Consider the following 26,574-nt stretch of genomic DNA (forward strand, 5'->3'; position numbering starts at 1 on the left):
CGCTCGTGTCCCTCCCCACCGCCCCGCTGACCGTCGCCGCCGTCCAGGCCTGCCCGGCGCCCGGCGACGTCGCCGGCAACGCCTCCGCCGCCGCCCGCCTGGTCGGCCGCGCCGCCGGTGCCCGCGTGGTGGTGCTGCCCGAGCTGTTCCTGCCGGCGTACCACCCGCCGACACTGGGCGCCGACCCCGGCGGGACGGACGTTGCCGCCGACTCCGACGGGCGGGTCGACGACCCCAGGCTCGACCCGCTGCGCGCCGCCGCCCGGGACACCGGAGCCGCCGTGGTGATCGGCGCCGCGGTTCGGCACCCCGACCGGCGGCGCACCATCTCGTCGCTGGTCGTGGACCCGGCCGGCGCGGTCACCGCCGCGTACGACAAGCAGCAGCTCTGGAGCGGCGAGCGCGAGCTGTTCGACGCGGGCCGGCGGGGCGCCACGCTGGTTGTCGACACGTGGCGGTTCGGCCTCGGCATCTGCTACGACGGCTGCTTCCCCGAACACGGCCGGGCCGCGGCGGCCGACGGCGCGCACGGCTACCTCTGCCCCAGCGGCTACCTGGCCGGCTCGGCGCACCGCCGCGACCTCTACTACGCCGCCCGCGCGCTGGACAACACCATGTTCGTGGTCTTCGCCAACGCGGTCGGCGGCACGGACCCCTGGCGGTTCAACGGTGGCGCGGCGGTCTACGACCCGGAGGGCCGGCCGCTGGCCCGGGGCGCGGACATCGGCGAGGACGTGCTGCTGGCGACGCTGGACCCGGACGTCCTGGCGGACACCCGCGCGGCGCACACCATGCTGCTCGACCGGCTGCCGGACGCCGGGTCCGCCCGCGCGACGCTGGTCGCCTGAGCGCGACGAGGGGACCCTCGGCCCTGCCGGTGCTCCGGCCGTTCCCGTAGGGTGCTCAGGTGCCGTTGCTCCTGCTTGATCTGGACAACACCCTCCTGGACCGCGACGGGTCGTTCCGCGCCTGGGGAGCACGCTTCCTGGACAGCGTCGGCGCGCCCGTCGGCGACCTCGACTGGCTCGTCTCCGTCGACGCCGACGGGCTGACCGACCGCTGGGACGTGGCCGACGCCATCCGTGACCGCTACGGCCTGCGCATCCCCTCGATCGACCTGGTCGACGAGCTGCGCGACGGCGTGGTGGCGCACATGCGGCTCGATCCGCTGGTGGCGTGCGCGCTGCGGATCGCCGCCGACGCCGGCTGGGTGCCGGTCGTGGTCACCAACGGCGCCGCGCGCCAGCAGGACACCAAGATCCGCAGCACCGGCCTGGACCGGTACGTCGCCGACTGGGTGATCTCCGAGGAGGCCGGCGTCAGCAAGCCCAACCCACGGATCTTCGCGCTCGCCGCCCAGCGGGCCCGAATGCCGTTGCGCGGCGCGTGGGTGGTCGGCGACAGCCCGGAGGCGGACATCGGCGGCGCGACCGCGGTCGGTTTGCCCAGCGTCTGGCTGCACCGGGGGCGCCGCTGGTCGGACCCTCGGTTCGCGCCGACCCGGGTCGAGGACGGGGTGATCCCGGCCGTGGCCGCCGTGCTGGCGGGCTGAGCGGAAAACCGGTTGCCCCACCCGGTCCGGCCCGGCGAGCATGGTGCCGCGCGAGGGCGCACCCGGGTGTCGCCCGGTCGAGGAGAGGAGGTCGGTCATGGCCGTCTTTGCAGGGTCGTTCCGCCTGCCTCCACCAGCCTCGATCGAAGGACAGATCCACCCGTGCGCGATCACGATCTCCCGGCGCCGCAGCGCCGTGGCCGCGGCAAGAGCCGCTTCGACGACGATCAACCCCACTTCCTGAAGCGGGGGCGGCCCCGGCCGACCCTCCCCGACCCGGACGCCGAACCCGACACGGAGGACCGCTGGTCCTCCTGGGACCAGGCCGTCCACGGCCCCGAGCCGCACCCGGACTGGCTGGTCACCGAGCTGGCCGCCCGGGACACCGAGCTGGGTGTGCTCAAGACCGGCAAGGAGGCGGACGTCCACCTGGTCCGCCGTGCCGTGCCGGACACCGACCGCCGCTGCCTGCTCGCGGCCAAGCGGTACCGGGACGCCGACCACCGGCTCTTCCACCGCGACGCCGGTTACCTGGAGGGCCGCCGCGTCCGCCGCTCCCGGGAGATGCGGGCGATGACCGGCCGCACCGCGTTCGGCCGGCAGATGATCGCCGGGCAGTGGGCGGCGGCCGAGTTCGCCGCGCTGTCCCGGCTCTGGGAGATCGGGGCCGCCTCCGGCCGGATCTCCGTGCCCTATCCCGTGCAACTGCTCGGCACCGAGCTGATGCTGGAGTTCGTCGGCGACGCCGACGCGGGCGAGGCCGCGCCCCGGCTGGCCCAGGTCCGGCCCACCGACGCCGAACTGCGCGACCTGTGGGAGCAGATGGTCGAGGCGCTGGTGGTGCTGGCCCGCGCCGGGTACGCCCACGGCGACCTGTCCCCGTACAACCTCCTGGTGCACGCCGGCCGGCTGGTCATGATCGACCTGCCGCAGGTGGTGGACGTGGTGGCCAACCCGCAGGGCGGCGAGTTCCTGGCCCGCGACGTGCGGGTGGTGGCCGCCTGGTTCACCGCCCGAGGGCTGCCGGCCTCCGCCACCGATCCGGTGGCGCTGACCGAGACGCTGTCGCGGGAGGCGGGGATCCGCTGAGCTGCGGCTGTTCCGGGCGGGAGCGGTCCCGCCCGGGACGCCGGGCGCGCCGGTGTCGAGCCGGCCGGGCGGCGTGGTCGGGCCGCACCGCGTCGAGCCGGCCGGGCGGCGTGGTCGGGCCGCACCGCCCGGCCGCCGGGTCACTGGAGGTAGCGCTCGACCTCCGGCACCGGGCGCTCGCCCTGGGCGTCCGGGTCGCCGTGCGCCTGCCGGGCCGCCCGTCGACGGCGGAGCAGGTCCCAGCACTGGTCCAGGGACTCCTCCAGGTGCCGCAGCCGCTCACGCGCCTCGTCGTCGGTGCCGGCCTCGTGCTCCTGGGCGCCGGCGCGTAGCCGGTGCTCCTCGTCGACGAGTTCCGAGATCCGGCTCAGGATGGTCTTGTCGTCCATGCCCGAAGCTTGGCACAGCGGACGCCCTCGCGCCCGCGTTCCCGCTCCCGCGAGGCACGTGTTAAAAGGGGGCCCCGCCTCTACCGGAAGCGTTAAGCGGGGGCCCCGCCTTGCGCCGGAAGGCTTGCGGCGTGACGCATATCCCACCGGCTCCATTCTCGACAAAGAGATTGTTGTTAAGTGAAATATCCTCCGAGCCGTCTTTTGATTCGCCGCTCAGGATGGCATGCTCGCGAGCAACGTTCACGGGTCGAGACGGGGTAACGACCCTCAGTCAACCCGAGGGAGCGTTCAGGTGGTCGATTCGTCCGGCCCGTCCCGACCCACCGGGCGGCCGCGCACCGTGCCGCTGCGACAGGTCCTACCGGCCGTCCTGCGCGACCCGGCCCGCGCGCTGATCGACATCGGTAACCGCACCGGTGGCGACCTCGTCCGGCTCAACCTCGGCTCGTTCCGTCCCTACCTGGTCACCCACCCCCGGCACGTGCAGCACGTGCTGCGCGACCGGGCGGACAACTACGAGCGCGCCGGCGACGGGTTGTTCTGGCGCCCGGTCAAGCGGCTGTTCGGCGAGGGGATCCTCGGCGAGGGGCAGATCTGGTCGGCCAGCCGGCGGATGCTCCAGCCGATGTTCACCGCCAAGCGGGTCGAGGCGCTCGTCGACGGCATGGCCGTCGCCATCTCCGACGCCGTCGACGAGCTGGACGAGCCGTACCGCGCCGGCCGGCCGGTCGACATCGGCGTCGAACAGGCCCGCATCGTCAGTCGGGCGATCATGAAGGTGCTCTTCGCGGACCGGATCTCGGTGCCGGACGCGATGCGCGTGATCGACGCCCAGGACCGCATCGCCACCGCCGTCATCCCGCGGATCGTGGTGCCGTTCGCGCCGCTGTCGCTGCCCATGCCGGGCGACCGCACGTTCCGCCGCGCGGTACGCGTCGTGGACGACGTGCTGGTGCCGATCGTCCGGCAGACCCGCGACGACGCCGACTCCGGCGACGACGTCATCTCCACCCTCTGGCGGGCCCGCACCGACGACGGCCGGCAACTCGACGAGCGGCAGGTCCGCAACGACACCGTGGCGATGTTCGCCGCCACCACCGAGACCACGATCAACGTGCTCACCTGGGCCTGGCCCCACCTGCACCAGCACCCCGAGGTCGCCGAGCGGCTCTACGCCGAGATCGACGAGGTGGTGGGCGGCGAGCCGGTACGCCGTGAGCACCTCGGTCGGCTCACCTACACCCGGATGGTCCTCGACGAACTGCTGCGGCTCTATCCGATCGGCTGGATCATCCCGCGCCGCGCGGTCGCCGAGGACGTCATCGACGGCGTGCCGATCGAGCCCGGCGCCACCATGGCGGTCAGCCCGCTGATCACCCAACGGATGGGTCAGTTCTGGGACCGGCCCGACGAGTTCGACCCGGAGCGGTTCCGGCCCGAGCGGGTCCGGGCCCGCCACCGGTACGCCCACTTCCCGTTCGGCGGGGGCCCGCACCAGTGCCTCGGCATGAATCTGTTCTATCTGGAGGCCCAGCTCATTCTCGCCACCATGCTCGGCCGCTACCGCTTCCGGCTGCGCCGCACCGAGGTGCCCGGGCTGCGCCTGGCCGCTGCGCTGCGGCCACGCGAACGCGTCGAGCTGACGCTGCTCGCCGCCGGCCGGGCGGAGTCGGCGTGACCGGCGTACCCGCGCCGGACCCGATCGCCGCGGCCGCCGAACAGGGTCGCGTCTGCGCGCTCGCCGCGCACGGCCAGCGGGCCCTGCGGAAGGCCGCCGCGGCCCACCCGGAGCTGTTCCCCGGCGAGCCGTTCGACGCGACGCTGTTCAGCAGCATCGCCTCGGCCATGGCGTTCAGCGCCCCCTGGCACACGGCCGCGGAGCTGGCCGTCACCAACCGGGCGGTGCTGTGGGGCTTCGCGGTCGACTGGCTGGTCGACCACCAGGCGACCAGCCGGGCCGAGGTCGACCGGATCGCCGGCACCTGCCTGGACGTGCTCGACGGCGCCGGCGCCGACGATCCGCTGGGCCGGTTCCTCGTCGAGCTGCGCGACGACGTCGCGGCCGCGCCCGGCTACCACGCGTTGCGCGGGCAGTGGCGGGCCACGATGGCACGCACGCTGGACGCGATGGCCCGCGAGTGGACGTGGCGCGGCACCGGGCGCCCGACGCTCGCCGAATACCTCGCCAACGCGGACAACCTCGCCGCCACCGTGGTCAACGTGGCCCACTGGATCCACACCGGATCGGTGCGCGACGCCGCCACGCTGGACCGGCTGATCGAGGTCGGCGACGAGGTGCAGCGGGCCCTGCGGCTGGTCAACGATCTCGGCACCCACCGTCGGGACGTGGAGTCGGGCGACCTCAACGCGTTGCTGCTGGTGGACGACCCGGCGGAGATCGAACGGCGGTTCGCCGAGCAGGTCGACCTCTGCCGGGTCCGGCTGGCGGACCTGGCCGGCGAGGTGCCCCGGGAGGCCGACTTCCTGTCCCGGCAGCTCGGCTACACCACCGGCTTCTACCGGCACACCGACTTCTGGGGTGTCCGGTGAGTCTCACCGCGCAGCCCGCGATCCGGACCGGACCGGCGCGCGAACTGGTCGACGCGCTCGCCCACGACCCGGTCGGGCAGAGTTCACCGTCGGTCTACGAGACCGGCCGACTGGTCACGCTGGCGCCGTGGCTGCCCGGCCACGACGCGCGCCTGGCCTGGCTGCTCGACCGGCAGCGCCCGGACGGCGGCTGGGGCGGCCCCGGTGGCTACGCGCTGGTGCCGACGCTGAGCGCCGTCGAGGCCCTGCTGGCCGTGCTGCACCGGGACGGGCCGACCGCGGCGCCGGCCGCCGCCGCCCACCGGGGCCTGGCGTTCCTGGCCGGCGCGCTGCGTGGCGACCCGCCACCCGACCTCCCGGCCACCGACCTGATCGTGCCGGCGTTGCTCACCGCCGTCGACCGGCACCTCACCGGGCCGGCGGGACCGCCGCCCGGGCCGGCCGGGTGGGCGGACCGGCCACGCCTGCCGCTGCCGCCCGGTCTCGACCCGGCCCGGCTGACCCGGGTACGCGGCCTGCTGGCCGCCGGCCGCCCTGTCCCGGAGAAGCTGGCGCACGCGCTGGAGGTGACCGGCGAGCTGGCCCACCGGGCGGCAGGTGTGCGGCCCTCGGCGAGCGGGTCGGTGGGCGCCTCACCGGCCGCCACGGCCGCCTGGCTCGGCCGGCCCGAACCCGGTGCCGCCCTGGACTACCTGCGCGCCGTCGCCCGCTCCGGCCCGGTGTCCTGCGCCACCCCGATCACGGTCTTCGAGCGGGCCTGGGTGCTCGCCGTGCTGATCCGGGCCGGCGTGCCGGTGCGGGTGCCCGAGGCGGTGCTGACCGGGCTGCGCGCCGCGGTCGGCGCGTCCGGCGCGGCCACCGCGCCCGGCCTGCCCGCCGACGCCGACACCACAGCGGTCACGCTCTACGTGCTGGCCCGGCTGGGCCGGTCGCTCGGCGTCGGCCCGCTCGCCGGGTACGACACCGGACGGCACTTCTGCACCTGGCCGGGGGAGGACGGGGCGTCGCTGACCACCAACGCGCACGTGCTCGACGCGCTCGGCGAGCACCCGAGCCGGCCCGGTGTCACGGCGGCCCGGCGGCGGGTGACCGAGTGGCTGGTCGCCCGGCAGGAGCCGGACGGGCGGTGGGACGACCGCTGGCACGCCTCGGCCTACTACGCGACGTACGCGGTGCTGCTCGCCCTGGCCGACCACGCGCCCGACGGTGCGGCCCGGGCCGCCGTGGAGCGGGGCGTCGGCTGGCTGCTGGACACGCAGCGCCCGGACGGATCCTGGGGGCGCTGGCACGGCACCGCCGAGGAGACCGCGTACGCGGTGCTCGCCCTGGCCGGCGCCGGCCGCCCGGGGGACGCGCGGATCGCCGCGGCGCTGGCCCGGGGGCGCGCGCGCCTGTCCGAGCTGGACGGAGGCGACGACGGTCCGGCGCTCTGGCACGACAAGGACCTGTACCGACCGACGCTGATCGTACGCGCGGCGGTGCTGGCCGCCTCGGGCCGCGCCGGCCGGGCATCGACGTACCCCGCACCCACCATGATCAGGATCGCTTGAATGGAGTTCACGACGGCTGCTAGCGTGCGCCGGAGTCGATCGGATTTCGAGCCGACCGAAGACCGGGCCAGGACGGTGTGATGGGTTCCCGCAGTACGAATCTCCGTACGAAGATCATCGCCCTGCTGGCGTCGCTGATCGCGCTCTGGGGCTTCGCGGCCTGGGTGACCGTGCGCGACGGGTTCAACCTGCTCGGCGTGCAGGCGCTCAACGCGCGGGTCTTCGAGCCGAGCGACCCGCTGCTGCTGGAGCTGCAGAACGAACGCCGCCTCTCGCTGCGTTACCTGGGTGAGTCCGACCCCGCGCAGTTGCAGGAGCTGCAGGCCCAGCGCGGGCGCACCGACGACGCGGCCACCACGCTGTGGGACTCGGTGCAGGACTGGCGCACCGAGGTTCCGGCCAGCGACGAGCTGGAGCAGCGCCTCGCCGAGCTGAAGACCGAACTCGGCCAGCTCACCCAGGTCCGCGACGAGGTCGGCCGCAAGACCATCGACCGGACCGCCACGCTCGACGCGTACGACGAGGCGGTTGACGGGATCTTCGCCGTCTTCGACGCCCTCGGCGGCCTCGACGACGACCAGATCGCCCGGGACACCGCCGCGCTGATCGACCTGAACCGCTCCCGTGAGCTGCTGTCCCAACAGGACGCCCTGCTCACCGGCGCGGTCGCGGCCAACCGGCTGACCGTCGCCGAGCAGACCGCGTTCGCCCGGCTGGTCGGCGCGCAGTGGTTCCTCGCCGACCGCACCGCGCGGGAGCTGGCCCCGACCGACCGGGCCCGCTATCAGCAGATGGTCGAGGGGGAGGCCTTCGGTCAGCTGCGCACCCTGCAGGACCGGGTGCTCGCGGCCAAGGGCGAGGACGTGCGCCCGCCACTCACCGCCGACGCCTGGCGGGCCGCCGCCGACCGGGCGATGACCGACCTGCGTGGGGTGATCCTCGCCGGCGGTGAGGACATCGTGTCCCGGGCCACCCCGGTCGCCGTCGGCGTCATCGTCCGGCTGGTGCTCGCCGCCGGTCTCGGCCTGATCGCGGTCGTCGCGTCCGTGATCGTCTCGATCACCACGGCCCGGGCGCTGGTCCGGCAGTTGGAGCGGCTGCGCGAGGCGGCGTTCCGGCTGGCCAACGAGCGGCTGCCCAGCGTGGTGGAGCGGCTCGGTCGGGGCGAGGAGGTGGACGTCGACCGGGAGGCGCCGCCGCTGCAGTTCGGCGACGACGAGATCGGCCAGGTCGGCAAGGCCTTCAACGTGGTGCAGGAGACCGCCGTCCGCACCGCGGTCGAGCAGGCCGAGCTGCGGCGCAGCGTCCGCGACGTGTTCCTCAGCCTGGCCCGGCGCACCCAGGCCCTGGTGCACCGCCAGCTGACCCTGCTCGACGCCATGGAACGCCGGGAGCACGACGCCGAGGAGCTGGAGGACCTGTTCCGGGTCGACCACCTGGCCACCCGGATGCGGCGCAACGCGGAGAACCTGATCGTGCTCTCCGGCTCGACCCCGGGCCGCGCCTGGCGGCGCAGCGTGCCGATGGTCGACGTGGTGCGCGGCGCGGTCGCCGAGGTGGAGGACTACACCCGGGTGACCGTCCGGCCGCTGGGCGCGGTGTCGTTGACCGGCCGCGCCGTCGGCGACGTGATCCACCTGCTGGCCGAGCTGATCGAGAACGGCCTGTCCTTCTCGCCGCCGCAGACCACCGTGGAGGTGCGCGGGCAGCTCGTCGCCAACGGCTTCGCCATCGAGATCGAGGACCGGGGCCTCGGCATGAGCGGCGACGAGCTGGCCGCCGCGAACGCGCGCATCGTCGACCGGTCCGAGCTGAACCTCGCCGACGCGGCCCGCCTCGGCCTGTTCGTGGTCAGCCGGCTCACCGAGCGGCACGGCGTGAAGGTGCAGCTCCGGGAGTCCGCGTACGGCGGGACCACGGCGGTGGTGCTGATCCCGCGCGAGCTGATCAGCGAGGACACCGGTGGCTTCGGCGGCACCCGCGAGGTGACCGCCGCGCCGGCGCCGGTCGGCGAGCCGGCGGAGCCGCCGGCCCGCTCCGGGGACGAGACCGCCGCGGTCGGGCCGGTCGACGACGACGACACCGCCGCGCCCGTCCCGGCCGACTCCGGTACGCCGGAGGTCGAGCCGGAGCCGGTGGCGCCCCGGCTGACCCCGTCCGGGCTGCCGGCGCGTACCCGCAAACGGCAGCCGGCGGTGGCCGGGCCGACCGCGGAGCTGGCCATGGTCGAGACCCGCGCCGCACCGGCGACGACCGATGCGACCCCGCCGGTGACCGACTCCGGGTTGCCGGTCCGGGTACGCCAGGCCAGTCTGAACCCGGAGCTGCGGCACGAGCAGTCCGATGCGGACACCGACGGGGCGGAGGACGCGGCGCGCGCGCCGGAGCAGGTGCGCCGGATGATGAGCTCCTACCAGAGCGGAACCCGACGCGGCCGCACCGACGCGGCACGGTTGCTCGGCGGGGCGCACGGGGCCGGCGGCGGGCCGGCCGACGAGAACGAGCAGGCCACCTGACCGGGCGTCGACGCCGACGGATCCGGGACGAGAACGGCACACCAGCCGGGGAGAAGAGGACGACGAGTGGCGCAGAAGACGGCTTCGAGCGCGGATCTTGCGTGGCTGCTGGATGACCTGGTCGGCCGGGTCAAGCAGGCGGAACACGCCGTGGCGCTCTCCACCGACGGACTGCTGATGGCCTCGTCCCGCGGATTGAGCCGGGACGACGGCGAGCACCTGGCGGCGATGGCGGCGGGCATCCAGAGCCTCGCCCGCGGCGCCGGCAAGCGGTTCGGCGGTGGTCAGGTGCAGCAGACCATCATCGAGATGCAGTCCTCGTTCCTCTTCGTCACCGCGGCCGGCCGCAACGCCTGCCTGGCGGTGCTGGCGTCGGAGGAGGCGGACGTCGGCCTGATCGCGTACGAGATGGCCATGCTCGTCACCCGGGTCGGCCGGTTCGTCGCGTCACCGACCCGGGAACAGCCCCTCGGCGAGAACGCGGCGCGATGACCCGCCCGGGGGATCCCACGGAGCAGGAGTGGGTGGACGACCACGCGGGCCCGGTGGTTCGCCCGTACGCGGTGACCGGTGGCCGGGCACGCCCGGTGACCGGCACGTTCGACCTGATCTCCCTGGTGACCGCGACGCGGAACGAGGTGGGGTCGGAGTCCGGGCTCGGCCCGGAGCACGTGGCGATCGTCGGCCTCTGCCAGCGGATCCAGTCCGTGGCCGAGATCGCCGCCCATCTCGACCTGCCCGTGGGCACCGTCCGGGTTCTCCTCGGAGACCTGGCCGCCCGCAGCCTGGTGCAGGTACGCGAGCCGCGCGCCACCCCCGCCGGCCTTCCCGACGAGCACGTTTTCGAGGCGGTAATCAATGGACTACGGGCGCTCTGAGCGGCCGGCGGGAGCGGCGCCGCTGCCCACCGCGATCAAGATCCTGATCGCCGGCGGTTTCGGCGTCGGCAAGACCACCATGGTCGGCGCGGTCAGCGAGACCCGGCCGCTGCGCACGGAAGAGGTGCTGACCGAGACCGGGATCGGCATCGACGACCTGTCCGGGGTGGAGGAGAAGTCGACCACCACCGTGGCGATGGACTTCGGCCGGATCACCATCAGCGACGATTTGGTGCTCTACCTGTTCGGCACGCCCGGGCAGGACCGGTTCTGGTTCGTCTGGGACGAACTGGCGCTCGGCGCGCTCGGCGCGGTGGTGCTGGCCGACACGCGCCGGCTGGCCGACTGCTTCCCGTCGATCGACTACTTCGAGGGGCGGGGCACGCCGTTCGTGGTGGCGGTGAACTGCTTCGAGGGTGCCCGGAAGTTCCGGCTCGACGAGGTGCAGGCGGCGCTCGACCTGGACCCGGGCGTGCCGGTGGTGCTCTGCGACGCGCGCCAGCGCGAGTCCGCCAAGGAGGTGCTGATCACGCTGCTGGAGCACGCCATGAAGCTGCGTGAGGCGCGACGACGGGCCGCCGGTGACTGAGCTGACGGTCCGGGCGATGTCGGCGGCGGAGTTCGACAGCTGGCAGCACGAGCTGGCCGTCGAGTACGCGCGGGAACACGTCACGGCGGGCAACTGGACCGCCGAGGAGGGCGTCGAACGGGCGCGGACGGCCATCGCTGCCCAGCTACCCGACGGCATGGCCACTCCCGGCCAGCTCATCCTCGTCGGCGTGCTGCCCGACGGCACCCCGGTCGGCCGGATCTGGATCAGCCTGACCCATCCCCGTGGCCTGCCGCACTGCGCCTTCATCCAGGACATCGAGGTGGCCGCCGCGCACCGCGGCCAGGGCCTGGGGCGGGCGCTGCTGGCGGCGGGGGAGCGGGCGGCCCGGGATCGGGGTGCCCGGGCGTTGGAGCTGAACGTCTTCGGCGCCAACGAGACGGCCGCCAGGCTTTACCGGACGTCCGGCTACCGGGTGGTCACCCAGCAGATGCGCAAGGACCTGCTCGACTAGGCGAACGGTGACGCCTCGGCGCTCCGGTTACCCAGCGTTACCGGCGTGAAGGACAGTCTGCTTTTGAGCGGTATTCCTCTCAGTCATAAATATGACTGGGAGGTATACCACCTCAACCTCATCACTGTTCCTGGCCCGACACGCCCGGGACGCGGCGACCCTCGCCCGTCGGGGACAGGAGACGGACGGCTGGCCCGCACGGCCGCCCGCCGCCGACGGCCGGCGCGTCGCGCGGCGCGTCGTCAGAGGCGGGTGGCGGTGCGGACCAGCCCGGCGAGGGCCCGGGAGCGGCTGTGCGGCGGCCACGCGATCACCGTGGTCACCGCCGGCGCGTCCGGCACCGGCACCGCGGCCAGACCCGGGCTCAGGATCGTCCGGCACGACTCGGGCAGCACCGCCGCCGCCCGGCCGAGCGCGATGAGCTGGAACAGTTGGGCGTGCTGGCGGACCTCCGGGCCCGGCCCGTCCGCGTACGTGCCGTCCGGGCGCGGCCAGCGCGGCAGCGGCAGATCGGGCAACGACTCGACGTCGGCCCTGCGCAGGTGCGTCCGGGCGGCCAACGGATGCCCCGCCGGCAGCACCACGACCTGCTGTTCCGTCACCAGTTCCTCGGTGTCGAGCCCGGCTGTCGAGTCGAACGGCAGGTGCAGCAGCGCCACGTCGGCCCGCCCGTCGCGCAGCAGCCGTTCCTGCTCCCCGATGCCGCACAGCAGCACCTCCACGGCGACCGCGTCGGGTTCGGCGGCGTACGCGTCGAGCAGCTTCGGCAACAGCTCGCTGGACGCGCCGGCCTTCGTGGCCAGCACCAGGCCGGGCTCGCCGCCCCCGGCGGACGCGGCGCGGCGGGTGCGACGCTCGGCGGCGGCCACCGAGTCCAGCGCGGCCCGGCCCTCCCGCAGCAGCACCGCGCCCGCCGCGGTCAGCGTCACGGACCGGCTGTCGCGTTCCAGCAGCGTCGCCCCCAGCCGCCGTTCGAGCTGCCGGATCGCCCGCGACAGCGGTGGCTGGGCGATGCCGAGGCGGCGCGCGGCGCGCCCGAAGTGCAGCTCCTCGGCGACCGCGACGAAGTAGCGCAGCTCCCGCGTCTCCATCCGGCCACCGTACCCCGGGCGATACCCGGTGGGTATCGCCCGCTACCGAGACGGTGTTGGCCGGCCGCCGGTGGCGCGGACACGATCGACCGCATGAGCGAACGCAGAACCGCGCTGGTGACCGGCGCGAACAAGGGAATCGGGTACGAGATCGCGGCCGGCCTCGGCGCGCTCGGCTGGCGGGTGGGCGTCGGTGCCCGGGACGAGCAACGCCGGGAAGCGGCCGTGGCGAAGCTGCGCGCGGACGGCGTGGACGCGTTCGGCGTACCGCTGGACGTGACCGACGACGCGAGCGTGACCGCCGCCGCCCGCCTGCTCCAGGAGCGGGCCGGCGGCCTCGACGTGCTGGTGAACAACGCGGGCGTCACCGGCGGGCTGCCGCAGCAGCCCGGCGGCGCCGACGTGGCGACCGTGCGGGCGGCGGTCGAGGTCAACGTGATCGGCGTCGTCCGCCTCACCGAGGCGATGCTGCCGCTGCTGCGCCGCTCGACGTCGCCCCGCATCGTCAACATGTCCAGCGGGGTCGGCTCGCTGACCCGGCAGAGCGCCTCGACGGGCGAGAACCAGACCGGGCCGCTCTCGGTCGCCTACGCCCCGTCGAAGTCGATGCTCAACGCGGTGACCATCCAGTACGCCCGGGCGCTGGGCGACACGAACATCCTGGTCAACGCCGCTTGCCCCGGCTTCACCGCGACCGACCTGAACGGCTTCCGTGGGGTACGGACGCCGCAGCAGGGTGCGGCGATCGCGATCCGGCTGGCGACGTTGCCCGACGACGGGCCGACCGGCGGGTTCTTCGAGGACGCCGGCGTGGTGCCGTGGTGACCGCTTCCGGTCAGCACCACACGACCGGGTTTCCGGTGGCCAGCGACGCGGCGCAGAGCCGGCGCAGCGGCTCGACGAGGTAGGCGTAGTCGTCGGCCGACCGGCTCCGGGTACGCACCGCGAGCCGCTCGGGCGGCGGCGACTGATGCTGGCCCACCGGTCTCATCGCCACGACGGTCCGGGTCCCGCCGGCGGCGAGTTCGACCCGGCCGTCGGGCAGCGTCCGCTGGGTGAACCGGGCGGCGCGGAACAGCGTGACCGGTGGGTCGGCGTCGTCGACGACGAAGAATCCGTCCGGGTCCACGCCGGCGTGCCAGCCCGGACCGTACATGAACACCCCGCGGTAGGCCTCGACGTACTGCATCACCACCTGCCCGGTCGTCTCGTCGACGAGCGCCACCTCGTCCGCGACCGCGCTCTCCCGGAACGCATCCAGCTCGGCCAGCACCGCCGCCGCCCGCTCGGCCGGGAAGCCGCCGTCGTTGCCGTCCGGCAGGGCGGCGGCCAGCGTCGGGAACCGGTCCTCGCCGGCCGCGCGCAGCGCCTGCTGGAACAGTCGTACGCCGGTCCAGTTGGCCACGCCCTCGCTCGCCAGCTCCATGTGCGGGTGCGGGCAGGCGTCTGCGGACATCCAGGCGTAGAAGGCGTTCTCGGCCGTCGCGTCGTACTCGTCGGTCTGGATCAGGGTCAGGTGGCCTTCCTCGTCGTGGCCGACCGGGCCGACCGGGCACGGCGTGGCGAGGCCGTCCTGCCAGCACCGGCAGGACACGTACGCGTCCAGTCCCACACCGACCGACCCTACCGGCGCCCGCGAGCGCGGGGCGTACCACAATCATCCCGGTGAGCCAGTACTTTCAGGCCGGCCGGACCGTGCTGTGGAACCCGGCCACCGGCGTCGCCCGACTCTTCGCCCGCAATGTCGAGGCGGTCGCCGGCGCTGTCGAGGTGCCCACCGGCATCGGCCCGGAGGGCAATGACGACTACGAGATCGACCTCGTCGCGTTCACCGCGTTCGTCGACGCGCTGGTGCGCCGCTATCGCACCTCCACGCACCGGATCCTTCGGGCGCTGATCGAGGACGTCGCCGCGCTCGGCATCGTCATGGTCGAACGCGCCGGCGGCACGGTCGAGGCCCTGACCGAAGCGGCGTCCCCGATGGACACGCGGGACGTGGCGGTCCTGCCCAGCGGGTTCGGCGCCACCGGCGACGCGGCCCGGCTGCGGGCGCTGGCCGACGAACTGGCACCGTACATGCCCGAATGAGCGTGGCGTCGGCGGCCGGTGGGTACGAGGCCCGGCAACGGAGGTGATCCCCTGGTGTCCACCGACTCGGCGACACGACGTCGGGTGTTCGTCGGCGTCCTGACCATGCTGGCGGTCTTCGCGGCAGTGGCGGCGGTCGTCGCCCTCCGGCCCGATGCCTCGTCGTTCGTCCACCATGTCGGCACCGCCCTGATCGTGGGCGGGTTTCTGCTGCTCGGCGTCGGCCTGGTCGCCCGGTCACGACGGCGACGTGCCGGCGGCCGACCCGACTGACGGGTGCCGGTCGTACCCGACAGCATGCGATCATCGGCGGCGTGGCTACCGAGTCCCGGCACCTCAGCGTGCACATCGACCGCCCGGTCGCGGAGGTCTACGCGTTCGCGTCCGACCCGGCCAACCTGCCCCGCTGGGCGCCGGGCCTGGGCGGCTCGGTGACCCGCGAGAGTGGCGACTGGTTCGTGGACACGCCCGAGGGTCGGGCCCGGCTGACGTTCGCGCCGGCCAACGAATACGGCGTGCTCGACCACGAGGTGCGCACGCCGTCCGGCGAGACGGTGTACGTGCCGCTGCGTGCCATCGCCGACGGCGACGGCACCGAGGTGGTGTTCAGCCTGCGTCGGGGGCCAGGCATGAGCGACACGGAGTACGAGCGGGACACCGCGCTTGTCGAGAGCGACCTCGCCCGGTTGAAGGCCGTGCTGGAGTCGGCGGAACAGAGCCACCACCCGGACTGACTCTCCCGCGTCAGTGTTCGGGGCCCCGCGATCCGGGCGGCCCTGGTAGGAAGGGGCCTTCGCTTCTCGCGGGATCGGGGGAACGGTGACCACCGCCGACTACGACAACTTCGCGGACGCCTACGCGGCCGAGAACGAGAACGGCCTCTTCAACGCCTACTACGAGCGACCCGCGATGCTCCGCCTCGCCGGCGACGTCTCGGGCCGCCGGATCCTCGACGCCGGGTGCGGTTCCGGCCCGTTGTCGGCGGCGCTGCGCGACCGGGGAGCCCTGGTCACCGGCTTCGACGTGAGCGCGGCGATGGTCGAGCTGGCCCGCCGGAGGCTGGGGGAGGACGCCGACCTGCACGTGGCGGACCTGGGCGCACCGCTGCCGTTTCCGGATGCCGAGTTCGACGACGTGGTCGCATCGCTGGTCCTGCACTACCTGGAGGACTGGTCCGGCCCGCTCGCCGAGCTGCGTCGCGTGCTGAAGCCCGGTGGTCGCCTGATCCTCTCGATCATCCACCCCGCCATCTATGCGATCGCATATCCCAAGGCCGACTACTTCGCGGTGACGAAGTATTCCGAGGACTACGTCATGGACGGCCGGACGGTGTGGCTGACCTACTGGCACCGGCCGCTGCACGCCGTCGCGGATGCTTTCGCCGCCTCCGGTTTCCGCATCGTGACGATCAGCGAGCCGCCCCCTTCGCCGGACACCCCGGCGGATCTGCTTCCGCCGGACCTGCCCTCCGGGTCCTTCATGTGCTTTCTGTTCTTCGTCCTCGAATCCGTTCGGTGAATGTCGGATCCGGGTCAGTCGCCGATCGCGTCCCGCATTCGTTCCCTCGTCCAGTAGGCGGACGGGTCGGTGGCGCCGGGGCTCGGATTGTGCGTCGCGACCACCGGGCCGGGCGCGGGCCGCGCCGAACCGGCATCGCGGGTCGCGATGACCACGATGACCGCGGCCACGGCCAACGCCGCGGCGCCGGCCGCGCCGAGCAGCACGGGATGTGACATGTCGCCTCCCTGAAGCGGGTGGTTGGCGTGCCGGTCCGCCTGGTGCGCCGACCGGCACACCAGGCGGACGTCGTTCACCAGGTGTCGTTCGCGTACGTGTTGTAGAGCGTCCCCACCACCGAGGCGGAGAAGTACGGAGACCCGTTCGTGTTCGAGCCGCTGGAGTAGCTCATCACCCCGTGTACGTCACCACGCCTGTTGGTGTTGTCATAGCTGTAGTACCACGGACCACCGCTCGACCCGCCGCCGAAGCCGCAGTTCATCTCGATCCGGTTGCTGCCCGCGTCCCGCGACGTGCCCGAGCAGACCCACTGGATCTCGCCGCTGTCCTTGTTGCTCGGGTAACCGAAGATGTCGTAGTGGTATTCGCGGCCACCGCCGGTGAGGAGCCCGTTGGCGCCCACCGCGTCCACGACCGACCGGCTGCCGTAGACGAGCGCGACCGCGACGTCGTACTGCCGCTCGCGGGTGTTGATCCAGCCGCTCGGCACCGCGAGCGTGGACCAGTCCCAGGTGCCGTACGGCTGGGCGCCGTTGCGGTACGACGGCACGAATATCCAGTTCGCGGTGTGCCAGGTCCGGCCCGGCCCGTCGTGCACGCAGTGCGCGGCCGTGAAGACCATGTTGCGCGCCGGGCTGTTCACCACGCTCGCGGAGCAGTAGTGACCGAGGCCGTCGGTGGAACTGGTGTAGAAGATTTTCCCGACCGTGATCGACTCGTTCAGTTGTGCACCGAAGCCGCTGCCGTCCTTCGGCGCCACCGCCTCCGCGAAGCGCCGAACCCGCTCCGGCGTCGGCGTCCGGGTGACCGGGCCGGCGGACTTCTCCACCTCGTCGGCCGGCGTGGCCGCCGCCATCCGGGCGGCCGTCCAGTAGGCCTTGGCCTGCGAGGACGACCCCGCCTTGCGTTCGATCGAGGTGACCGCGGTCGGAGCGGCAGTGCCCGTGGTGGTGCCGGTGGTGGCCTGCGCCGGAGTGCCGGCGAGAATCACCGGCAGGATCAGGGCCGGCAGGGCCAGAAGTCTTGTCGACGTTTTCATGAATTCCTTCCCAGCGTTCGATTTCCGGATCGAAAACTGGAGCGCCCCCCATTGTTCATCGCGATATCGGAAACGTATCCACGGTGCTGAGAAGTGTCAACGAGGTGTGTGGGTCGACAAATTGCCATGTCGGATCCGCGATCGGGCGCCTGTGCTGATCCTTCGAATGGCAATGTGCGCGCGTGCGCCGGGCGTGGCCGTCGCCCGGCCTAACGGCGGGCCAGCGCCACGAACCGGGTCCACGCGGCGGGGGTGAAGGTGAGCACCGGCCCGGCCGGGTCCTTCGAGTCGCGTACGGCGACCACGCTGGGCAGGTTGCCGGCGACCTCGACGCAGTCACCACCGTTGCCACCGCTGCGGGTGCTCTTGCGCCACCGGGCGTCGCTCAGGTCCATGCCGCCGCAACTTCCCTCAGGAGTTCCAGGGTCCGCGCGCGGGGCAGTGCCTCGCCCCGGATGCGTTCCCACCGACGCTCCAGGGTAGCAATCTCCGAGGGTTGCTCGATGATCTGCGCCTGCGCCTGACTGTCCACATGCGCCACCCGGGTGCCGTCGCGCAGTTCGGCGATGACGAACGGCCCGTCCAGCCCGGGATAGGTGGGTGTGTCCCCGGGAACCACGTGGATCTGCACGTTCGGCAGTTCGGCGCAGGCGGCCAGATGGGCCACCTGCGCGGCCATCAGCGCCCGGTCGCCGGCTGCGGCGCGGCGCAGCACCTGCTCGTCGAGCACCACCACGTACAGCGGGCCGCGCCGGCGGTCCAGGATGCCCTGCCGGTCCAGCCGGGCGGCGACCAGGTCGGTGACCTCGTCGGCGGTGAGCGGCTGGCCGAGGAACGTGGCCCGGGCGTACGCCTCGGTCTGCAACAGGCCGGGCACCCAGGCGAGTTGAAAGGCGCGCAGCGCGACCGCCTCGCGTTCGATGTCGACCCACGGGCGGAACCAGACCGGCTCGCGGCGGCGGCCCACATCGGGCCAGAGCGCGTCGATCGGCTGGCCGAGCAGGTCGGCGACGGTGGCCCGGTGCCGGCTCTGCGGGATGTGCCCGGGGTTGGCCCAGCGCGCCACCGTCTTCGGGTGCAGACCGAGCCGTTCCGCCAGACTTTCGGCGGTGTGACCCGAGCCGGCCAGCGCCGTGACGAAGACATGGTTCACGCCGGTTCCTCCCGGGAGCAAAAGAAGCGTCCGAAGGAGATTACACAACGCTGTGTGATTGTGTGGACACGGTCGGCACGGTGGAGTGATGACCGAGCCGACACCGACCTCCGCGTACCCCAGGGTGGTGCTGCCGCTGCCCGGACACCGCGCCTGCGGTCCGGCCTGGCGCTGCGACCGCTGCGGCGAGCCCTGGCCGTGCCCGACGCTGCGGGCCACGCCCACCGACGCGGCCCGTCGCGCCACGCTGATCCCCGAGTTCTCCCGGATCACCCGGCAGGCCATCCGCGACCTGCGCGGGCAGCCCGACGGCCCGGACCCGGTCGCCATCGTGCGGCGGTTCCTGTGGTTCCTGCCGCTCACCGACGCCGAGGCGCGCGCCGTCGCCCTCCGCCTCCGCTGAGATGTAAGGAGGGGCCCCTTGTTGACAGACGTCTGTTAACAAGGGGCCCCTCCTTACAACCGATCAGCTGGCGATCATCCGGCGCAGCACGTACTGGAGGATGCCGCCGTGCCGGTAGTAGTCCGCCTCACCGGGGGTGTCGATGCGGACCACGGCGTCGAACTCCACGCCGGTGTCGGTGGTGACCTTGACCGTGCGCGGGGTGTCGCCGTCGTTCAGCGCGGTCACGCCGCTGATCGAGAACGTCTCCGTGCCGGTCAGGCCCAGCGACTCCGCGGTGGTGTCGACCGGGAACTGCAGCGGCAGGACGCCCATGCCGATCAGGTTCGAGCGGTGGATCCGCTCGTACGACTCGGCGACGACCGCCTTCACGCCCAGCAGCATGGTGCCCTTGGCCGCCCAGTCGCGCGACGAGCCCGAGCCGTACTCCTTGCCGGCCAGGATGACCAGCGGGACGCCCGCCTCCTGGTAGGCCATCGAGGCGTCGTAGATCGAGGACTGCTCACCGGTCAGGTGGTTGACCGTGAAGCCGCCCTCCACGCCCGGGACGAGCTGGTTGCGCAGCCGGATGTTGGCGAACGTGCCCCGGATCATCACCTCGTGGTTGCCCCGGCGGGAGCCGTACGAGTTGAACTCGTGCCGGGCCACGCCGTGCTCGGCCAGGTAGGTGCCGGCGGGGGAGTCCGCCTTGATCGAACCGGCCGGGGAGATGTGGTCGGTGGTCACCGAGTCGCCCAGCTTCGCCAGCACCCGCGCGCCGGCGATGTCCTGCACCGGGGTCGGCTCCTGCTGCATGCCCTCGAAGTACGGGGGCTTGCGCACGTAGGTGGAGTCGCCGGCCCAGGAGAACGTGTCACCGGTCGGGGTCGGCAGCGACTGCCAACGCTCGTCGCCGGCGAACACGTCGGCGTACGCGGCGCTGAAACCGGTGGCGCCGATCGCCGAGGCGATGACGTCCTGGATCTCCGCGGTGTTCGGCCAGATCTCCCGCAGGAACACCGGGTTGCCCTGGGCGTCCTCGCCGATCGGCTCGTTCGCCAGGTCGATGTCCATGGTGCCGGCGAGCGCGTACGCGACCACCAGCGGCGGGGACGCCAGGTAGTTCATCTTGACGTCCGGGTTGATCCGGCCCTCGAAGTTGCGGTTGCCGGAGAGCACCGACACGACGGCCAGGTCGCCCTCGTTGACGGCGGCGGAGACCTCCTCCGGCAGCGGGCCGGAGTTGCCGATGCAGGTGGTGCAGCCGTAGCCGACCAGGTTGAAGCCGAGCTTCTCCAGGTAGGGCGTGAGGCCGGCGCGGTCGTAGTAGTCCATGACGACCTTCGAGCCCGGCGCCAGGGTGGTCTTCACCCACGGCTTGCGGTTCAGGCCCTTCTCCACCGCGTTGCGGGCCAGCAGCGCGGCGCCGATCATCACCTGCGGGTTCGAGGTGTTGGTGCAGGAGGTGATCGCGGCGATCACCACGGCGCCGTGGTCCAGCTCGTACTCGGCGCCGTCGGCGCCGGTCACGCGGACCGGGTTGGTGGCCCGGCCGCCCGCGCCCACGGCGGCGGTCTCCAGGTCACGCGGCGCGTCCGCCGGGTCGTTCACCCCGTTGGCCGGGGCGTCGCTGGCCGGGAAGGACTCGGCGCTCGCCTCGTCGGCCGGGCCGTCGGTGCCGAACGGCTTCTGCTGCTGCGGCACGCCCGGCTTGCGGCCCGGGTCGCCGCCGGTCTCGTCGGCCGCCACGTAGTCGGTCAGCGCCGAGCGGAACAGCGTCTTGGCGCTACCGAGCGGCACCCGGTCCTGCGGGCGCTTCGGGCCGGCCAGCGACGGCTCGATGGTGCCGAGGTCCAGCTCCAGGCGCTCCGAGTACTGCGGCTCGTGGTTCGGGTCGTGCCAGAGGCCCTGCTCCTTGGCGTACGCCTCGACCAGCGCGACCTGCTGCGGGTCGCGCCCGGTCAGCTCCAGGTAGCGCACGGTCTCGCCGTCGATCGGGAAGATCGCCACGGTGGAGCCGTACTCCGGGGACATGTTGCCGATGGTGGCGCGGTTGGCCAGCGGCACCGCGCTCACGCCCGGGCCGTAGAACTCGACGAACTTGCCGACCACGCCGTGCTTGCGCAGCATCTCGGTGATGGTCAGCACCAGGTCGGTGGCGGTGGTGCCGGCCGGCATCTCACCGGAGAGCTTGAAGCCGACGACCCGGGGGATCAGCATGCTGACCGGCTGGCCGAGCATCGCGGCCTCGGCCTCGATGCCGCCGACGCCCCAGCCCAGCACGCCCAGGCCGTTGACCATGGTGGTGTGCGAGTCGGTGCCGACCACGGTGTCCGGGTACGCCTGGCCGTTGCGCTCCATGATCGTGCGGGCCAGGTACTCGATGTTGACCTGGTGCACGATGCCGGTGCCCGGCGGGACGACCTTGAACTCGTTGAACGCGCTCTGGCCCCAGCGCAGGAACTGGTAGCGCTCCTTGTTGCGCTCGTACTCCAGCTCGACGTTGCGCTCGAACGCGTCCTCGCGGCCGAACAGGTCGGCGATGACCGAGTGGTCGATGACCAGCTCGGCCGGGGCGAGCGGGTTCACCTTGGTGGCGTCGCCGCCGAGGTCGCGGACGGCCTCGCGCATGGTGGCCAGGTCGACCACGCAGGGCACGCCGGTGAAGTCCTGCATCAGCACCCGGGCCGGGGTGAACTGGATCTCCACGCTCGGGTCGGCGGTGGGGTCCCACGCGCCGAGCTGCCGGATGTGGTCGGCGGTGATGTTCGCGCCGTCCTCGGTCCGCAGCAGGTTCTCCAGCAGGATCTTCAGGCTGTAGGGCAGTCGGTCGTGCCCCTCCACCTGGCCGATCTTGAAAATCTCGTAGCTCGCGTCTCCGACGCGTAGCTGGGTCTTCGCACCGAAGGTGTCGAGGCTCGCCACGTCGTACTCCTTCACACCAGCGACCGTGAGTAGTCCTGAGCAGTTTGTCGCACCGACCGGTGCGCCGCCGTGCTTAGGCGACACTTACCTGCGTCGGTCTCTACAAAACCGTACGTCCGTCTTGCTATTCGCGCAACCTCGTGCCACGCTGCGGGACGAGGAGGTGCCACCATGATCCACCACGTCCTGCTCGCCTGCCCACGCGGCTCCGAGGACCTCTCCCGCTCCTTCTACGTCGGCCTGCTCGGCCTCACCGAGAAGCCCAAACCGCCGGCCCTCGCCGCCCGCGGTGGTTGCTGGTTCACCGGGTACGACGCCGAACTGCACCTCGGCGTCGAGGACGACTTCCACCCGGCCCGCAAGGCCCACCCGGCGCTGGTCCGCACCGACCTGGACGACCTCGCCGCCCGCCTCGACGCCGCCGGACACGCCGTGACCTGGGGGGACGACGAGATTCCCGGCATGCGGCGGTTCCACACGCACGACCCGCACGGCAACCGGCTGGAGTTCCTGGCACCGATGACGGCCCCCGCGGGCTGAGCTCGCGCGGGTAGGGTCGGGGCGTGGTCGACGTGCAGCACTGGCTCTCCGCGCTACCCCCGGGCGTGATCTACCTGATCGTCGCCGGGGTGATCGGCGTCGAGAGCATGGGCGTCCCGCTGCCCGGCGAGATCGTGCTGGTCAGCTCCGCCCTGCTCGCCGCCACGGGGGTGGTCCAGCCCGAGTGGGTGGCCACCGCCGCCGCGACCGGCGCGATCGTCGGCGACTCCATCGGGTACGCGGTGGGCCGCCGCGGCGGCCGGCCGCTGCTGGAACGGCTGGGCCGGCGCTTCCCCAAGCACCTCGGCCCGGCCCATCTGGCCCGCGCCGAGCAGAGCTTCGCCCGCCACGGCGTGTGGGCGGTCTTCTTCGGGCGGTTCGTCGCGCTGCTGCGCATCCTCGCCGGCCCGCTGGCCGGAGCGCTGCACGTGCCGTACCGCCGGTTCCTGGTGGCGAACGCGGCCGGCGGTCTGGTCTGGGCGTTCGGCACGACCTACCTGCTGTTCTACGTCGGGCGGGCCGCCGAGCACTGGCTCAAGGACATCTCCTGGGCCGGGCTGGTGCTCGCCGTGCTCGCCGGCCTGGTCAGCACCTGGTGGCTGCGCCGCCGCGCGAAGCGGCTGGCCCCGGTCGAGGCGCCCGAGCAGGCCGAGCCGGTCGGGGCGACGGAACGCTGAAAAGGGCCCGACCCCTGTGACGGGGTCGGGCCTTTTCGCGTGTCGGCGGGTCAGCTGGTGCTGTAGCCGCGGGTGGCGATCCAGTCGGCGAGGTTGTCGACGCTCATCCGGTAGGAGGCGGTGTTCGGGTTGGCGCTGTCGGCGATGGTGACGGTGCGGCCGTCGTCCTGGTAGCCGACGACGCTGATGTAGTGGCCGCCTTCGAAGGAGTGGGTGTTGCCGTCGGTGTCGGTGGCGGTGCCGGCGATGTTGGCGACCACGGCACGACCGTTGTCGACGGTCTTGACGATGTCGGCGCGCAGCTTGTCGGTCTGCTTGTCATCGGCCTTGGGGCTGCGGATCTCCACCGAGCGGTAGGCGTCCTTGGCACCGGTCTCCTTGTTCAGGACCGGGGTGATGTCGTTGATGCTGTTGGTGCCGGACTCGGTGGTGCCCATCTCCTTGGCCATGGCGTCCACGTCGATGTTCTTGCCCTGCACGGACAGGGCATTGCGGGCCGCGGCCGGGCCGCAGTAGTAGAAGTTGGGCTGGGCCTCGTAGCGCACGTCGAGTTCCCGTTCGCCGTGACCCTTGCGGTCGGCGACGACGGTGGTCTTCTCGGCCGGGGCGGCGTGCGCGGCGATGGCGGGTCCGGCGATGCCACCGGCGGTGGCGGCGATACCGGCGGCGGTGAGCACGGTCTTACGCAGCAGGGTGGTAGCCATGATGGTGCCTCCCAAAGGGGGGGTTGGGGGGATCACGCGGGCGCCCGAGGGGGCGCCGACGTGCGGGGGAAAGGTTTGGGGGGTGGGCCCGGCGGCGGGTGGCCTGCTCGGGGGCCCGGGGAGCCGGTGCCGGAGCGGGTGGCCTGCTCGGCGGCTCGGGGAATGTAACGACGGCCGGTGGCCGGTCATTCCCACGCCGGCCGCGGCCTGCTCGGCGGCTCGGGGGTGTAACGACGACCGGTGCGCGGGCATTCCCACGCCGGCCGGTGACCAGTCAACCGGGCTGCCCGGCGGGGCCAGGCTCCACGCGGTCTGCCAGGTATAACGCCCCGCCCCCCGCACCGATTCCACCCTGACGGTGGCCCCGACCACGGCCCGCCCTCACCGAAACGGACAAATTCGTCAGCTACCTCATGATGCGCAATCAAGAAGTGTGACCCAAGGGGTGGCGGTGAATCTTGGTACGGAGCGGCCCCTATGGGGACCATTGGGTTCCAAGATCTCGCGGCGTCCCGCAAAGCGGACGATCGGTCTCGAAAAATGGGAAGTCCGGCTGTAGTCGGACAGCAGTTCGCCGAGGTGGCGGCATGGGGCACGCGGCGATGCCGCCACCTCGGCGTACTGGAGTCGATCAGAACTTGGGGCGGGGGGCGCGTCGGTACCCCCGACTCGGTCGTCAGGTGGCGACGAGCAGGTCGAGCAGCGCGTCACGGGCGGTACGCACGGCGGCGCGCGACTCCTCCGTGTGGTCCAGGGCGTCGAACCCGTGCTGCCCGTTCGGCACGTCGACGACCTGCACGGGAGTGCCGTGCCGGGCGGCGGCGGCCAGGAACGCGTCGATGGCGGGCGCGACCTCCGGCCGCTCCCGCCCTGCCCTGGTCAGCACGAGCGGCACCGACCGGGCCGTGCCCGCCACGGTGTCGGCGGGTCCGGCGTCGGTCGGAGAGGTCGGGCCGGGGGTGGCGGCAGCCTGATCCGCGGTGGGGTGGAGCGGATCGGGGGTGGCGGCGGCGGTGAGGGTGAGGGCGTCGATCGGGTGGAAGCGCGGATCGATCGGCGGCCACTCGGCCAGGGGCGCCAACAGCGGGTACGTCGCGGCGAGACCGCGCAGCCAGCCGGGCGGCTCGCGGAGCCAGTCGCCGAGCAGCAGGCCGGCGCCGGAGAAGAACCAGAGTGCCAGCCGGTCGGGATCGACGCGGGGGTCGGCGCGGAGCAGTTCGGCGGTGTCGGCGACGCGGCCGGCGACCGTGGTCAGGTCGTCGGGGCTCGTCACGACGAGGCGGGGGATCGCGGTCACCACGCCGCGTTCGGCGAGCAGGGCGCCGTAGCCGCGGTAGAGCGGCCAGTCCCGCGCGTCAGGGGCGTCCGGCGGGCCCGGGACGCCGTGCACCACCACGACCGCGGGGTGGCGGCCGTCGCCGGCGGGCAGGTGCAGGTCGACGTCGCCGTGCCGCTCCACGGGCGCGGGCGGCGGATCGAGAACAAACTGTGTCTCCCAGAAACTGTTTCCCATCGTCGCGATGTTAGGGCAGCGCGTCGTCGCGCGCTGCCCCGAATCGTCGACGATCAGGAGGACGAGGCCTTCGCGTGCCGCTCGCGCAGCCGGTCCCGGATCTCCTCCGGGGTGTACGCCCGGCGCTGCCGCTCCGCCCGCGCCACGACCACGCCCGTCGCCGCCACACCGGCGAGACCGGCCAGACCGAGCAGTTTCCACCACCGCATCCGTTGCCGCATCGGCTTAGGGTAGTCCTCCATGAGCATCAGCCTGGACGAGGCCGTGGAGCTGACCCGCACCGGCGACCTGTGGGTGTTCCGCGGGCGCAGCGTGCCCGACCGCGCCATCCAGTTCACCACCAACAGTCCGGTCAACCACGTGGGCATGGCGGTGGTGCTGGACGACATGCCGCCGCTGATGTGGCACGCCGAGCTGGGTCGCTCGCTGACGGACATGTGGACCGGCACCCGCCAGCGTGGCGTGCAGTTGCACGACCTGCGCGACGCGGTCTGCGTGTGGGCCAACCGGTACGGCCAGCGCGGTTGGCTGCGCCAGCTCGAGCCGTCCGCCGACACCGCCATGGAGGAGGCGGTGCTGCGTACCGTGGCGCGTCTGGACGGCACGCCGTTCCCGTCCACCGCGCAGCTCGCCTGGCGCTGGGCGCGTGGCCGGGTGCCGCACCCGCGCTGGCGCCGGTCCACCTCGGACGCCGGTGACCGCCCGGACGACTGTGACCGCCCGGACGCGGGTCGCGGCACGGACGACGGTCGCGTGCCGGGTGCCGATCGCAGGTCCGACGGCGTTCGCAGGTCCGACGGCGTTCGCAGGTCCGACGGCGTTCGCAGGTCCGACGGCGTTCGCAGGTCCGACGGCGTTCGCAGGTCCGACGGCGTTCGCAGGTCCGAGGGCGGGAGCCCGATGAGCGACCGGGCGCTGGAGACGGCGTACTGCGCCGAGGTGGTGGCGGTGACCTACGAGGCGATGGGGCTGCTGCCGGCCGGCCGGCGACCCAACTGGTACGACCCGGGGCGATTCTGGAGCGGCGACGACCTGGCCCTGACCGGCGGCGCCCAGCTCGGCGCGGAGATCGAGGTCCGCATCCCGCCCCGCTGACCAGGTTTGCCGAGGTGACGCGCCGGTAATGGAAGCCCC

Annotated in this window: 31 protein-coding genes; 20 read left to right on the forward strand and 11 right to left on the reverse strand. The window is 73.0% G+C overall.

Annotated elements, in window-relative coordinates; all coding sequences use genetic code 11:
• Positions 1 to 5 precede the first annotated feature (5 nt).
• The 3 genes from O7598_RS09055 (at position 6) to O7598_RS09065 (ending at position 2,641) form a co-directional block, all read left to right on the forward strand.
• The gene (locus O7598_RS09055; RefSeq protein ID WP_269690870.1) at positions 6 to 848 is read left to right on the forward strand and encodes a carbon-nitrogen hydrolase family protein; all 843 of its coding nucleotides are present in this window, start codon (positions 6 to 8) and stop codon (positions 846 to 848) included.
• A gap of 59 nt (positions 849 to 907) precedes the next feature.
• Complete coding sequence (locus O7598_RS09060) at positions 908 to 1,552, forward strand: HAD family hydrolase (RefSeq protein WP_269690871.1); 645 nt, start codon at positions 908 to 910, stop codon at positions 1,550 to 1,552.
• Between the two features lie 162 nt (positions 1,553 to 1,714).
• Positions 1,715 to 2,641, forward strand: a complete 927-nt coding sequence (locus tag O7598_RS09065) for a serine protein kinase RIO (RefSeq protein ID WP_269690872.1) — start codon at positions 1,715 to 1,717, stop codon at positions 2,639 to 2,641.
• A gap of 140 nt (positions 2,642 to 2,781) precedes the next feature.
• Here the strand turns inward: O7598_RS09065 and O7598_RS09070 are convergent, their stop codons facing one another.
• Positions 2,782 to 3,030, reverse strand: coding sequence for a DUF2630 family protein (locus O7598_RS09070; RefSeq protein WP_091071822.1), 249 nt, complete (start codon positions 3,028 to 3,030; stop codon positions 2,782 to 2,784).
• A 343-nt stretch (positions 3,031 to 3,373) separates the two neighbouring features.
• Here O7598_RS09070 and O7598_RS09075 point away from each other — a divergent pair, with 343 nt between their 5' ends.
• The 8 genes from O7598_RS09075 to O7598_RS09110 all read left to right on the forward strand — a co-directional run bounded on the left by O7598_RS09075 (position 3,374) and on the right by O7598_RS09110 (position 11,591).
• On the forward strand, positions 3,374 to 4,711 hold the full coding sequence (locus O7598_RS09075) for a cytochrome P450 (RefSeq protein ID WP_269694813.1): 1,338 nt from the start codon (positions 3,374 to 3,376) through the stop codon (positions 4,709 to 4,711).
• Positions 4,708 to 5,583: a terpene synthase family protein gene (locus O7598_RS09080; protein WP_269690873.1), complete on the forward strand. Its 876-nt coding sequence runs from the start codon at positions 4,708 to 4,710 to the stop codon at positions 5,581 to 5,583. Before O7598_RS09075 ends, O7598_RS09080 begins: the two co-directional genes overlap by 4 nt.
• A complete protein-coding gene (locus tag O7598_RS09085) occupies positions 5,580 to 7,133 on the forward strand; it encodes a prenyltransferase/squalene oxidase repeat-containing protein (RefSeq protein ID WP_269690874.1) in 1,554 nt (517 codons plus the stop codon). Before O7598_RS09080 ends, O7598_RS09085 begins: the two co-directional genes overlap by 4 nt.
• Positions 7,134 to 7,213: 80 nt before the next feature.
• Positions 7,214 to 9,649: a nitrate- and nitrite sensing domain-containing protein gene (locus O7598_RS09090; RefSeq protein ID WP_269690875.1), complete on the forward strand. Its 2,436-nt coding sequence runs from the start codon at positions 7,214 to 7,216 to the stop codon at positions 9,647 to 9,649.
• 66 nt (positions 9,650 to 9,715) lie between these two features.
• Entirely contained in the window at positions 9,716 to 10,141 is a 426-nt protein-coding gene (locus O7598_RS09095; protein ID WP_091071811.1) for a roadblock/LC7 domain-containing protein, read from the forward strand.
• Positions 10,138 to 10,527 carry a DUF742 domain-containing protein gene (locus O7598_RS09100; RefSeq protein ID WP_091071809.1) on the forward strand — a complete coding sequence of 130 codons (390 nt, stop codon included), beginning with the start codon at positions 10,138 to 10,140 and terminating at the stop codon, positions 10,525 to 10,527. Before O7598_RS09095 ends, O7598_RS09100 begins: the two co-directional genes overlap by 4 nt.
• Entirely contained in the window at positions 10,508 to 11,116 is a 609-nt protein-coding gene (locus tag O7598_RS09105) for a GTP-binding protein (RefSeq protein ID WP_269690876.1), read from the forward strand. Before O7598_RS09100 ends, O7598_RS09105 begins: the two co-directional genes overlap by 20 nt.
• Positions 11,109 to 11,591 carry a GNAT family N-acetyltransferase gene (locus O7598_RS09110; RefSeq protein WP_269690877.1) on the forward strand — a complete coding sequence of 161 codons (483 nt, stop codon included), beginning with the start codon at positions 11,109 to 11,111 and terminating at the stop codon, positions 11,589 to 11,591. Before O7598_RS09105 ends, O7598_RS09110 begins: the two co-directional genes overlap by 8 nt.
• A gap of 242 nt (positions 11,592 to 11,833) precedes the next feature.
• On the opposite strand, the gene O7598_RS09115 is transcribed toward O7598_RS09110, so the two are convergent.
• On the reverse strand, positions 11,834 to 12,682 hold the full coding sequence (locus O7598_RS09115) for a LysR family transcriptional regulator (RefSeq protein WP_269690878.1): 849 nt from the start codon (positions 12,680 to 12,682) through the stop codon (positions 11,834 to 11,836).
• Between the two features lie 93 nt (positions 12,683 to 12,775).
• On the opposite strand from O7598_RS09115, the gene O7598_RS09120 reads away from it, so the two are divergent.
• Positions 12,776 to 13,507 (forward strand): SDR family oxidoreductase, encoded by a 732-nt coding sequence (locus O7598_RS09120; protein ID WP_269690879.1) that lies wholly within the window; start codon positions 12,776 to 12,778, stop codon positions 13,505 to 13,507.
• A 10-nt stretch (positions 13,508 to 13,517) separates the two neighbouring features.
• Here O7598_RS09120 and O7598_RS09125 read toward each other — a convergent pair whose 3' ends face one another.
• On the reverse strand, positions 13,518 to 14,294 hold the full coding sequence (locus tag O7598_RS09125; RefSeq protein WP_269690880.1) for a hypothetical protein: 777 nt from the start codon (positions 14,292 to 14,294) through the stop codon (positions 13,518 to 13,520).
• Positions 14,295 to 14,347: 53 nt separating this feature from the next.
• Between O7598_RS09125 and O7598_RS09130 the strand changes: the two genes are divergently transcribed.
• The 4 genes from O7598_RS09130 to O7598_RS09145 all read left to right on the forward strand — a co-directional run bounded on the left by O7598_RS09130 (position 14,348) and on the right by O7598_RS09145 (position 16,288).
• Positions 14,348 to 14,770 carry a DUF6086 family protein gene (locus O7598_RS09130; RefSeq protein WP_269690881.1) on the forward strand — a complete coding sequence of 141 codons (423 nt, stop codon included), beginning with the start codon at positions 14,348 to 14,350 and terminating at the stop codon, positions 14,768 to 14,770.
• 54 nt (positions 14,771 to 14,824) lie between these two features.
• Positions 14,825 to 15,043 (forward strand): hypothetical protein, encoded by a 219-nt coding sequence (locus O7598_RS09135; protein ID WP_269690882.1) that lies wholly within the window; start codon positions 14,825 to 14,827, stop codon positions 15,041 to 15,043.
• Positions 15,044 to 15,084: 41 nt separating this feature from the next.
• Positions 15,085 to 15,504 carry an SRPBCC family protein gene (locus O7598_RS09140; protein WP_269690883.1) on the forward strand — a complete coding sequence of 140 codons (420 nt, stop codon included), beginning with the start codon at positions 15,085 to 15,087 and terminating at the stop codon, positions 15,502 to 15,504.
• A gap of 85 nt (positions 15,505 to 15,589) precedes the next feature.
• Complete coding sequence (locus O7598_RS09145; protein ID WP_269690884.1) at positions 15,590 to 16,288, forward strand: class I SAM-dependent methyltransferase; 699 nt, start codon at positions 15,590 to 15,592, stop codon at positions 16,286 to 16,288.
• 14 nt (positions 16,289 to 16,302) lie between these two features.
• Here the strand turns inward: O7598_RS09145 and O7598_RS09150 are convergent, their stop codons facing one another.
• The 4 genes from O7598_RS09150 to O7598_RS09165 form a co-directional block, all read right to left on the reverse strand.
• On the reverse strand, positions 16,303 to 16,506 hold the full coding sequence (locus O7598_RS09150; RefSeq protein WP_269690885.1) for a hypothetical protein: 204 nt from the start codon (positions 16,504 to 16,506) through the stop codon (positions 16,303 to 16,305).
• 74 nt (positions 16,507 to 16,580) lie between these two features.
• Positions 16,581 to 17,546 carry a trypsin-like serine peptidase gene (locus O7598_RS09155; RefSeq protein ID WP_269690886.1) on the reverse strand — a complete coding sequence of 322 codons (966 nt, stop codon included), beginning with the start codon at positions 17,544 to 17,546 and terminating at the stop codon, positions 16,581 to 16,583.
• Between the two features lie 209 nt (positions 17,547 to 17,755).
• Entirely contained in the window at positions 17,756 to 17,941 is a 186-nt protein-coding gene (locus tag O7598_RS09160; protein WP_269690887.1) for a DUF397 domain-containing protein, read from the reverse strand.
• Positions 17,932 to 18,699 carry a DUF5753 domain-containing protein gene (locus O7598_RS09165; protein ID WP_269690888.1) on the reverse strand — a complete coding sequence of 256 codons (768 nt, stop codon included), beginning with the start codon at positions 18,697 to 18,699 and terminating at the stop codon, positions 17,932 to 17,934. Before O7598_RS09165 ends, O7598_RS09160 begins: the two co-directional genes overlap by 10 nt.
• 88 nt (positions 18,700 to 18,787) lie before the next feature.
• Here O7598_RS09165 and O7598_RS09170 point away from each other — a divergent pair, with 88 nt between their 5' ends.
• Positions 18,788 to 19,102 carry a hypothetical protein gene (locus O7598_RS09170; protein ID WP_269690889.1) on the forward strand — a complete coding sequence of 105 codons (315 nt, stop codon included), beginning with the start codon at positions 18,788 to 18,790 and terminating at the stop codon, positions 19,100 to 19,102.
• A gap of 63 nt (positions 19,103 to 19,165) precedes the next feature.
• Here the strand turns inward: O7598_RS09170 and O7598_RS09175 are convergent, their stop codons facing one another.
• The gene (locus tag O7598_RS09175; protein WP_269690890.1) at positions 19,166 to 22,021 is read right to left on the reverse strand and encodes an aconitate hydratase; all 2,856 of its coding nucleotides are present in this window, start codon (positions 22,019 to 22,021) and stop codon (positions 19,166 to 19,168) included.
• A 156-nt stretch (positions 22,022 to 22,177) separates the two neighbouring features.
• On the opposite strand from O7598_RS09175, the gene O7598_RS09180 reads away from it, so the two are divergent.
• The gene (locus O7598_RS09180) at positions 22,178 to 22,546 is read left to right on the forward strand and encodes a VOC family protein (RefSeq protein WP_269690891.1); all 369 of its coding nucleotides are present in this window, start codon (positions 22,178 to 22,180) and stop codon (positions 22,544 to 22,546) included.
• A gap of 23 nt (positions 22,547 to 22,569) precedes the next feature.
• Positions 22,570 to 23,223 (forward strand): DedA family protein, encoded by a 654-nt coding sequence (locus O7598_RS09185; protein WP_269690892.1) that lies wholly within the window; start codon positions 22,570 to 22,572, stop codon positions 23,221 to 23,223.
• Between the two features lie 50 nt (positions 23,224 to 23,273).
• Here O7598_RS09185 and O7598_RS09190 read toward each other — a convergent pair whose 3' ends face one another.
• From O7598_RS09190 to O7598_RS09200, 3 genes are all read right to left on the reverse strand, one after another.
• On the reverse strand, positions 23,274 to 23,927 hold the full coding sequence (locus tag O7598_RS09190; RefSeq protein WP_269690893.1) for a C39 family peptidase: 654 nt from the start codon (positions 23,925 to 23,927) through the stop codon (positions 23,274 to 23,276).
• A gap of 676 nt (positions 23,928 to 24,603) precedes the next feature.
• Entirely contained in the window at positions 24,604 to 25,440 is an 837-nt protein-coding gene (locus tag O7598_RS09195) for a hypothetical protein (RefSeq protein WP_269690894.1), read from the reverse strand.
• A gap of 53 nt (positions 25,441 to 25,493) precedes the next feature.
• Positions 25,494 to 25,682 carry a hypothetical protein gene (locus O7598_RS09200; protein WP_139128748.1) on the reverse strand — a complete coding sequence of 63 codons (189 nt, stop codon included), beginning with the start codon at positions 25,680 to 25,682 and terminating at the stop codon, positions 25,494 to 25,496.
• Here O7598_RS09200 and O7598_RS09205 point away from each other — a divergent pair.
• A complete protein-coding gene (locus tag O7598_RS09205) occupies positions 25,681 to 26,535 on the forward strand; it encodes a hypothetical protein (RefSeq protein ID WP_269690895.1) in 855 nt (284 codons plus the stop codon). The genes O7598_RS09200 and O7598_RS09205 overlap by 2 nt on opposite strands.
• Positions 26,536 to 26,574: the final 39 nt, after the last annotated feature.

Source organism: Micromonospora sp. WMMC241 (genome assembly GCF_027460165.1).
GTDB classification, from domain to species: Bacteria; Actinomycetota; Actinomycetes; order Mycobacteriales; family Micromonosporaceae; genus Micromonospora; species Micromonospora humi.

Coding starts and splice junctions, on each gene's coding strand:
- O7598_RS09200 (WP_139128748.1), bottom strand. CDS start 25,682: ATGGAGGACTACCCTAAGCCGATGCGGCAACGGATGCGGTGGTGGAAA.
- O7598_RS09155 (WP_269690886.1), bottom strand. CDS start 17,546: ATGAAAACGTCGACAAGACTTCTGGCCCTGCCGGCCCTGATCCTGCCG.
- O7598_RS09115 (WP_269690878.1), bottom strand. CDS start 12,682: ATGGAGACGCGGGAGCTGCGCTACTTCGTCGCGGTCGCCGAGGAGCTG.
- O7598_RS09090 (WP_269690875.1), top strand. CDS start 7,214: ATGGGTTCCCGCAGTACGAATCTCCGTACGAAGATCATCGCCCTGCTG.
- O7598_RS09150 (WP_269690885.1), bottom strand. CDS start 16,506: ATGTCACATCCCGTGCTGCTCGGCGCGGCCGGCGCCGCGGCGTTGGCC.
- O7598_RS09180 (WP_269690891.1), top strand. CDS start 22,178: ATGATCCACCACGTCCTGCTCGCCTGCCCACGCGGCTCCGAGGACCTC.
- O7598_RS09170 (WP_269690889.1), top strand. CDS start 18,788: ATGACCGAGCCGACACCGACCTCCGCGTACCCCAGGGTGGTGCTGCCG.
- O7598_RS09100 (WP_091071809.1), top strand. CDS start 10,138: ATGACCCGCCCGGGGGATCCCACGGAGCAGGAGTGGGTGGACGACCAC.
- O7598_RS09105 (WP_269690876.1), top strand. CDS start 10,508: ATGGACTACGGGCGCTCTGAGCGGCCGGCGGGAGCGGCGCCGCTGCCC.
- O7598_RS09120 (WP_269690879.1), top strand. CDS start 12,776: ATGAGCGAACGCAGAACCGCGCTGGTGACCGGCGCGAACAAGGGAATC.
- O7598_RS09190 (WP_269690893.1), bottom strand. CDS start 23,927: ATGGCTACCACCCTGCTGCGTAAGACCGTGCTCACCGCCGCCGGTATC.
- O7598_RS09205 (WP_269690895.1), top strand. CDS start 25,681: ATGAGCATCAGCCTGGACGAGGCCGTGGAGCTGACCCGCACCGGCGAC.
- O7598_RS09195 (WP_269690894.1), bottom strand. CDS start 25,440: ATGGGAAACAGTTTCTGGGAGACACAGTTTGTTCTCGATCCGCCGCCC.
- O7598_RS09070 (WP_091071822.1), bottom strand. CDS start 3,030: ATGGACGACAAGACCATCCTGAGCCGGATCTCGGAACTCGTCGACGAG.
- O7598_RS09160 (WP_269690887.1), bottom strand. CDS start 17,941: ATGGACCTGAGCGACGCCCGGTGGCGCAAGAGCACCCGCAGCGGTGGC.